The following is a 6,946-nucleotide window of genomic DNA, read 5'->3' as shown; positions in this document are numbered from 1 at the left end:
CTAGCATGAAAGATATGGGTAAGGTGATGAATTCTCTGCGTCCGCTCATAGCCGGGCTCGCCGATCCTTCTCAAGTTTCAGCTAAAATTAAAGCAAAACTGGCTTAATTTAAAAATCTTTAAATCCATTACGTTGAACTGACCTTTAAAAAGGCAGTTCAAAGTTTACTTGTCATAAAAATAATTCTCTCAAATCTTCTCTCTTTTTTATTTTTCAAACAATTATCAATCTCTAATTTATCCCCGTTCAACACACTACTTTTTAGCTCAGTTTGGATTAAGCTCTAAATTGTCGATCTTTCTGCATTTGCGTTAAACGCATTTTAATTGTAGCAGACATCGACTCATTATCTTTCGCTAAACGCTGCGCATGCAATAGTGACTTAATTCCCTCTTCCTCAAAGCCCGACCAAAATTGTACCTCAGCCCGGTACCGCAAAACATTAACAGTATGCATTGGAGATTGCTTATCTAAGCTCGCTGCTTGTTGCATCAGGCGCCATGCACTTACATCTCTAGGATTGGTATTTAGGAACCGATTTAACACAGGTTGTGCCAGTTCAGGTCGTTTTTGCTGAATATACACTTCTGCTAACTTATAATTTAAAGCACGATTTTCAGGCATGATACTCGCAGGTGATTGGATCACTGCTAAAGCCTCATTCACCCGATTTTGCCCAAGTAAAATATCGGTCTGAATCAAGGTTTGCAAATTATGTAATCTTTGATGCGACTTTGCTTGATCTAATACTTGTTGAGCAAGCTTATAATCACCCTGTTTCACATAAAAACTAGCCAAAGCTAGCTCTGCTGCATAACTGTTCTGGTTTACTAACGTCTGTAATTGCTGCTCTGTGGCTTGATTGGAAGCGACCAAGGTGTATAACTTTAGGATTTCAAAGTCTTCATCACGCCAAGAAGACTTCACTTTAGGCAGCTGATTTGCTCTGAGCCTCGCTTCACTCATTCGTTCCGTTGTCAGTGGATGTGTGAGCCAAAAGTCAGGCAAAAAGCTCACTCGACTAGTCGCACGATGCATCACTTCAAAAAAGTCAGCCATACTCTGCGGGTTATAACCCGCACCATACATATATTGCATACCTATACGGTCAGCTTCACGCTCTTGGTTCCGGCTATAGGACAACTGCTTGTCCATCATCGCAGCCTGTGTACCCACCATCACGGCAGAACCCACATCCCCATCTGCTTTTGAAGCAACCAAAGCACCCACCAAAATACCAGCCAAAGCAAGTAAGCCCTGCCCCTTAAATGCTTCCTGTGAACGACTGTAGTGGCGCTGTGTGACGTGCGCAATCTCATGCGCCATAACACCTGCCACTTCGTCCATATTATTGGCATTGGTGATCAAGCCTGCATTTAATGCAAACAAACCACCTGGGACTGCAAAAGCATTAATTTGTGGATCATCTATCACAACCAGACCGATCGGCTGTCCAAGTTGAGTTTGACTCAAAATATTGGAAAAAGCCTTCAACAATTGATCTTCCAACCAAGTGTTTTGCATAACTGGAAGCTGACGGTGCACTTCACGATAGACTTTCTCTCCAATATAACGCTCGTTATATTGGTCAATAAAACCTATACCCGAACCAATTTCAGGTACATTGAATTGGGGCGCAGTTGTTGAGAATTGATTTTCTGCAAAACCAACAGTCGAAATTAGACTTAAACTGTATGCACACAGAAAACGTTTCAACCCTCACCCCAACTTTATTTAAAGGAATAAAATCACTATAACATTGATAATTGAATGAAAATGCAATGAAGTGTTATCAATTTTTTATTTAAATTCAGGGTTCACCAGATATTGTGGCTGATCTCCATCCAAAGCTTTTACTAAGTTTTGATACGCCAATTCTGCCATCTTTTTACGAGTTACTTCTGTTGCAGAGCCAATATGTGGCAAAGTGACGACATTCGGTAATTGAAACAGACCAGAATCTTGCAAAGGCTCTTTATCATAGACATCCAGACCTGCTGCAAAAATTTGCTTTTGTTCTAATGCTTGAATCAGTGCTTGCTCATCCACCACTGCACCGCGAGAAACATTGACAAAAACCGCATGCGGTTTCATTTTCTCAAAGGCTTTAGCATCAATCAAATGCTTGGTATGTGCATTCAAATCAACGGCTACCACCACAAAGTCAGACTGCACCAGCAGCTCATCCAACCCACAGAAACGCGCATTTAAGGCTTGGGCTAATTCTAATTTTTCATGACGACCATGATATAAAATATTCATGTTAAAACCATGAAAACCTCGACGTGCTATCGCAGCACCAATATTCCCCAAGCCAATAATCCCCAAGTTTTGTCCAAAAATTTCTTGACCAAACTGTGCTTGACCTACGGTTCTTAGCCATTGTCCAGTTTTGGTCCATTGATCTAAATAGGGCACTTGACGCGCTGCACTCATCAATAGAGTAAAAGCCAAATCTGCTGTCGCATTGGTTAACACATGTGGCGTATGGCTCAGCCAAACTTTTGCTTGATTAAGATAGCTCAAGTCATAGTTATCATAACCAACACTGACACTAGATATAATTTTGAGCTGTTTCGCAGTTTCTAGGTTATTTTGATTGAGTACGCGCCCTGCGCCAATCATGCCATCCGCATCCGCAACTTGCTCACGGATTTGCATATTAACATCACCCTCTTTCGGGTTGATGACCACCACGTGATAACGCTGCTTTAGGCGCTCCAATACTTCTGTATCAATTTGACTAAAAACAACGACTTTTTGCTTCATATCTATTCCGTATTGGGTTGTTTTACTCGCATCATTTGCCACAGCTCTTTTTTCAACAAAGACTGATCCAGCATTTCTTGCAAACTTGCTACTTGTGTGAATTTTACACCATTAGCATTTGGTATGGCACCCAGTGCAATGACTGTCTTACCCTGACTTAAACCATCAAAGAAACCTTGGATATAACTTTGCACGCCACGCCCATCTTGTAAATTAAGCAAAGGGAATGGCCAATTCAACGCATACTTTTGCGCAGGTAAAGCTTGTACGATATTTTGCCAAAGTTGTTGCTGCTCGGCACTCAACGAAGAAGCATCTATGACCAAAGCACAATGCGCCATGGTAATCGCCTGCAACTGAAAAGCATCAACATGCATTGTCTCCCGGACAATCTCTTCTTTGACCGCCGTAACAACTTCTTGTTGGATCGACTGTGTTACAATTTCAGCAGATGGCGTTGGATGCGGATTCTTTTTTTGAATCAGCGGACGTTCAATGGTTATTTCTGCATTGGGTTGAACCTGAGGCACAATAATTTCAGAAATACGTTCCGCACTGTTTTGATCTCTCCAAATCGAAGGTGCAACATTTTGTTGAGACGGCAGTGATCGCGGAACCCATAAATCAATTCCTAAACCTGCCAAAACCTCACGCTGATGCCCGATCATCTTTTTACTTCACCTACCGATCAATGCTTATTCTAACGACAAATGCCCAGAGATGCTTTGCTTTTCACACGGTATTGCATACTCAATAGGCAAATACTGCCCCCCATAAGTCTCCAATCTACTAAACAATCATCAAGCGGTTTTTCTTCTGCATTTGCTCAACGATCTCTTCACTATCAAAACCAAGACGCCAATAGAGCAACTCCAAAACATCTTGCTCATCTTGAGTAATGATGCGGTCATTCCACAAACAAATTTCAGCCACCCCCAAAATGCTTAAACGATCTCGGAGTAGAAGCCCAGCCATATCATTTAAAATTTCTGCCAAATCAATCGGCTCATCTGAAATTTCTGCATATTGCTCCAACTCTTGAAGGGTCAGAACCCGACGTAAAATTTTCTCACGTACTTCCAACTGTGTTTCACTATTGATTTGCTGTACATGCAACAGCGCATCAATCAAGCGCACAATCTGCGGTTTAACTTCATCCAGTGCGGCTGGCGTATGCACAGGCAATAGATTCAATTCAAATTTAACCCGTTCTAGCAACAAAGCATCCAAAAGACCGATTTCCCCATCCTCTTGAATAATTCTCGCCAGTTTCAGTAAAAACTGACGTGCAATCGTGGCAGGCATCCCCCCAATATTTAGACAGGCCTCATGGAAAATAGAAATGTGCACACGTCCATCAAGATTTAATAGTGAGTCAACAATGGCACGACTGACTTCCGCTTCAGCAGGGATAAATTCACGAAACTGGCGAATCATGAGAATCGCGACCATTAATTCTCGCGAACCTGTTGCAGTCTGTAACGCACGCTGAATCAACTCTGGACGTTCAATATGTGCACGTACTTCAGGGTTCAATGGTTTAATCGCATCTTTAATCGCAAAACTAATGGGGGATAGTCGTAGCAAAGGTAAAGGTTGTGGGGACGTCCACGGTGCTTGAAAGTCAGTATATTGCTCCTCTAAGGACCGAAACAAGCCAAACAAAGGACGATTACGTAATTTCTCTAAATTTTCGAGTTGTATATCTTGTACCAAATTCGGATTCATTTCATAAATACGCTCTTCAATACTTGGATGAATATTCATCCAGCTCTGAGCGCTTAAAGAGTTAGCAAAACACATATGTGCAATCGACTCCGAATATTCACTATGAATTTGCGAGCCTGCATGATGCACATAAATCCGCATTAGTGTTTGAATATTGGCATCGTTTTGCATCAGGCGGCGCGTTTTCATGTCATTTTTTAGAGTTCGCCCGCCCAAGGTCAAAAACTTTATACAACGTGTGACCAATACACCTAAACTGCCCACCAACCAAATTACGCCACCTGTTGCAACAAATGTCGTCTCAAAACCTTGTGACTTTTTATGATGAGTTGAAAAGCCTAATTTAGCAATTTTACTGCCCCACTGACTAAAGGTGGTTAAGGCACTATATAGAATTTTCAGACGTGTATTTTCTGCTGTTTCACCTGATAGAATTTGGTTAAATTCATGATTTAGCAGACCAGTTAGCTCAAGCTCATCGAGGTTTTGTAAGGCACCCCATGTTATAATAATTGCAATATTTTTCGGCTCAAAACCCGCAGTCAATGCATTGACCCCTACTTCATCAGGCAAAACATAGATCGCAGGGGTTTCTATTAAAAAAGTATCTGCTAATTTTTCAGTAATTTTCAGCGCAATACTTTCTTCAGGCGTGCTTTCAATCAAACTTAAACGTCGTGCACGCAGTTGCTTTGCTAAGCTATGTCCCCCTGAGCGAAACACATACAATTCATAAACAACTGAATAGCCCATTATGAGGAGCAATACTCCAATTAAGTAAACACTCAAGCTGTGCCAAAAAATGCTTTGGCTCGGGTCAAAGTAAAAAACGAGAAGACCAACCACCGTATTTAAAATAAACAATGACAAGAGCACTGCAAGCATACAAATACTCGCAGACCACAACATATTTTTATTCTTTATGATTGAATAACTTACACCTTTCAATGTAAATCCCTTTTCTTACATTGCCTAATCAAATCCATCATAAATGAAAAAAGCGGGAAACTCCCGCTTTTCTCCACGCTAAATCGCTTAGACTTCTTTTACACCCGTCAAATCAACAGAAGCTGCATCAATATTGACGTCAATATAACTGTCTTTTTTCTTCGATGTTTCGCGACGTTTCGCTTGTAATTCATTTAAATATGCTTCATCAATACCGCCTGCAACATATTTACCATCAAATACAGAGCAATCAAACTCTTTCAAATCAGGCACTTTACTGGTACGCACAGCCGCTTTTAAGTCTTCCAAATCTTGGAAAATCAAACGATCAGCACCAATAATTTCACGAATTTCTTCCACACTGCGATCTGATGCAATGAGCTCATCTTTCGCAGGCATATCAATACCATAGACGTTTGGATATTTCACCATTGGTGCAGCAGAGGCAAAGAAAACTTTTTTCGCACCCGCATCACGTGCCATTTGGATAATTTCGTTACACGTAGTACCACGTACAATTGAGTCATCTACCAACAGTACATTTTTACCTTGGAACTCTAGTTCAACAGGGTTGAGCTTTTGACGTACTGATTTTTTACGTAGTTGCTGACCTGGCATAATGAAGGTACGGCCAATATAACGGTTCTTCATAAAGCCTTCGCGGAACTTCACGCCTAACATATTTGCAAGTTCAAGCGCTGAAGTACGTGAAGTATCAGGAATTGGAATCACCACATCAATGTCATGCTCTTCACTCCACTCCGTCAGGATTTTCTGAGCAAGTTTTTCGCCCATTTTTAAACGTGCTTTGTAGACTGAAATACCATCAATGATTGCATCTGGACGCGCAAAGTACACGTATTCAAAAATACATGGACGATATTCAGGCGCTTCAGCACATTGCTTAGTAAACATCTGACCTTTCGAGTCGATAAAGATCGCTTCACCTGGGGCAATATCACGCTCAACCTTAAAGCCAAGCGCCGTAATAGCAACTGATTCAGATGCAATGATGTATTCCATCCCAGCATCAGTTTCCCGCGAGCCATAAATGAGTGGACGAATACCATTTGGATCACGAAAACCCACTAAACCATGGCCTGTAAGCATTGCAACTACAGCATAACCACCTTTACAACGCTGATGTACTTTGCTGACTACGTGGAAAATATCGTCCGCCGTAGGCATCAATTTACCGCGTTTTTGTAGCTCGTGTGCAAACACGTTTAACAGCACTTCCGAGTCTGAATCTGTATTCATATGACGTAAGTCTGTTTTGAACAGATCATCATGAATTTCTTCAGCATTGGTTAAGTTACCATTATGCGCTAACGTGATCCCATAAGGCGAGTTCACATAGAAGGGCTGCGCTTCAGCGCTACTCGATGAACCCGCCGTAGGATAACGTACATGGCCAATACCGTAATTACCTTGTAATGCACGCATATGGCGAGTATGGAACACATCGCGAACCATGCCATTGTCTTTACGTAAAAATAAA

At 41.5% G+C, this 6,946-nt stretch carries 6 protein-coding genes; 1 reads left to right on the top strand and 5 read right to left on the bottom strand.

Features of this window, described 5'->3' with window-relative positions:
• On the top strand, window positions 1-107 hold a 107-nt coding region (locus tag B4F08_RS10535), incomplete at its 5' end, for a GatB/YqeY domain-containing protein (RefSeq protein WP_291374333.1).
• Window positions 108-276: 169 nt separating this feature from the next.
• On the opposite strand, the gene B4F08_RS10530 is transcribed toward B4F08_RS10535, so the two are convergent.
• The 5 genes from B4F08_RS10530 to purF all read right to left on the bottom strand — a co-directional run.
• Complete coding sequence (locus B4F08_RS10530; RefSeq protein ID WP_119063502.1) at window positions 277-1,716, bottom strand: M48 family metalloprotease; 1,440 nt, start codon at window positions 1,714-1,716, stop codon at window positions 277-279.
• Window positions 1,717-1,800: 84 nt separating this feature from the next.
• Window positions 1,801-2,769 (bottom strand): 2-hydroxyacid dehydrogenase, encoded by a 969-nt coding sequence (locus B4F08_RS10525; RefSeq protein ID WP_110975288.1) that lies wholly within the window; start codon window positions 2,767-2,769, stop codon window positions 1,801-1,803.
• Window positions 2,770-2,771: 2 nt separating this feature from the next.
• Window positions 2,772-3,437 (bottom strand): hypothetical protein, encoded by a 666-nt coding sequence (locus B4F08_RS10520; protein ID WP_291374331.1) that lies wholly within the window; start codon window positions 3,435-3,437, stop codon window positions 2,772-2,774.
• 121 nt (window positions 3,438-3,558) lie between these two features.
• Window positions 3,559-5,445, bottom strand: coding sequence for a M48 family metalloprotease (locus B4F08_RS10515; RefSeq protein WP_213033317.1), 1,887 nt, complete (start codon window positions 5,443-5,445; stop codon window positions 3,559-3,561).
• An 87-nt stretch (window positions 5,446-5,532) separates the two neighbouring features.
• Window positions 5,533-6,946, bottom strand: a 1,414-nt coding sequence (gene purF / locus B4F08_RS10510; RefSeq protein ID WP_291374330.1) for an amidophosphoribosyltransferase, incomplete at its 5' end; no start/stop codon positions are given.

Origin of the sequence: Acinetobacter sp. UBA6720, from assembly GCF_002454215.1 — a bacterium.
Classification (GTDB): Bacteria; Pseudomonadota; Gammaproteobacteria; order Pseudomonadales; family Moraxellaceae; genus Acinetobacter.
This window is presented reverse-complemented; position numbering and strand designations above follow the sequence as displayed.

Coding starts and splice junctions, on each gene's coding strand:
- B4F08_RS10525 (WP_110975288.1), bottom strand. CDS start 2,769: ATGAAGCAAAAAGTCGTTGTTTTTAGTCAAATTGATACAGAAGTATTG.
- B4F08_RS10520 (WP_291374331.1), bottom strand. CDS start 3,437: ATGATCGGGCATCAGCGTGAGGTTTTGGCAGGTTTAGGAATTGATTTA.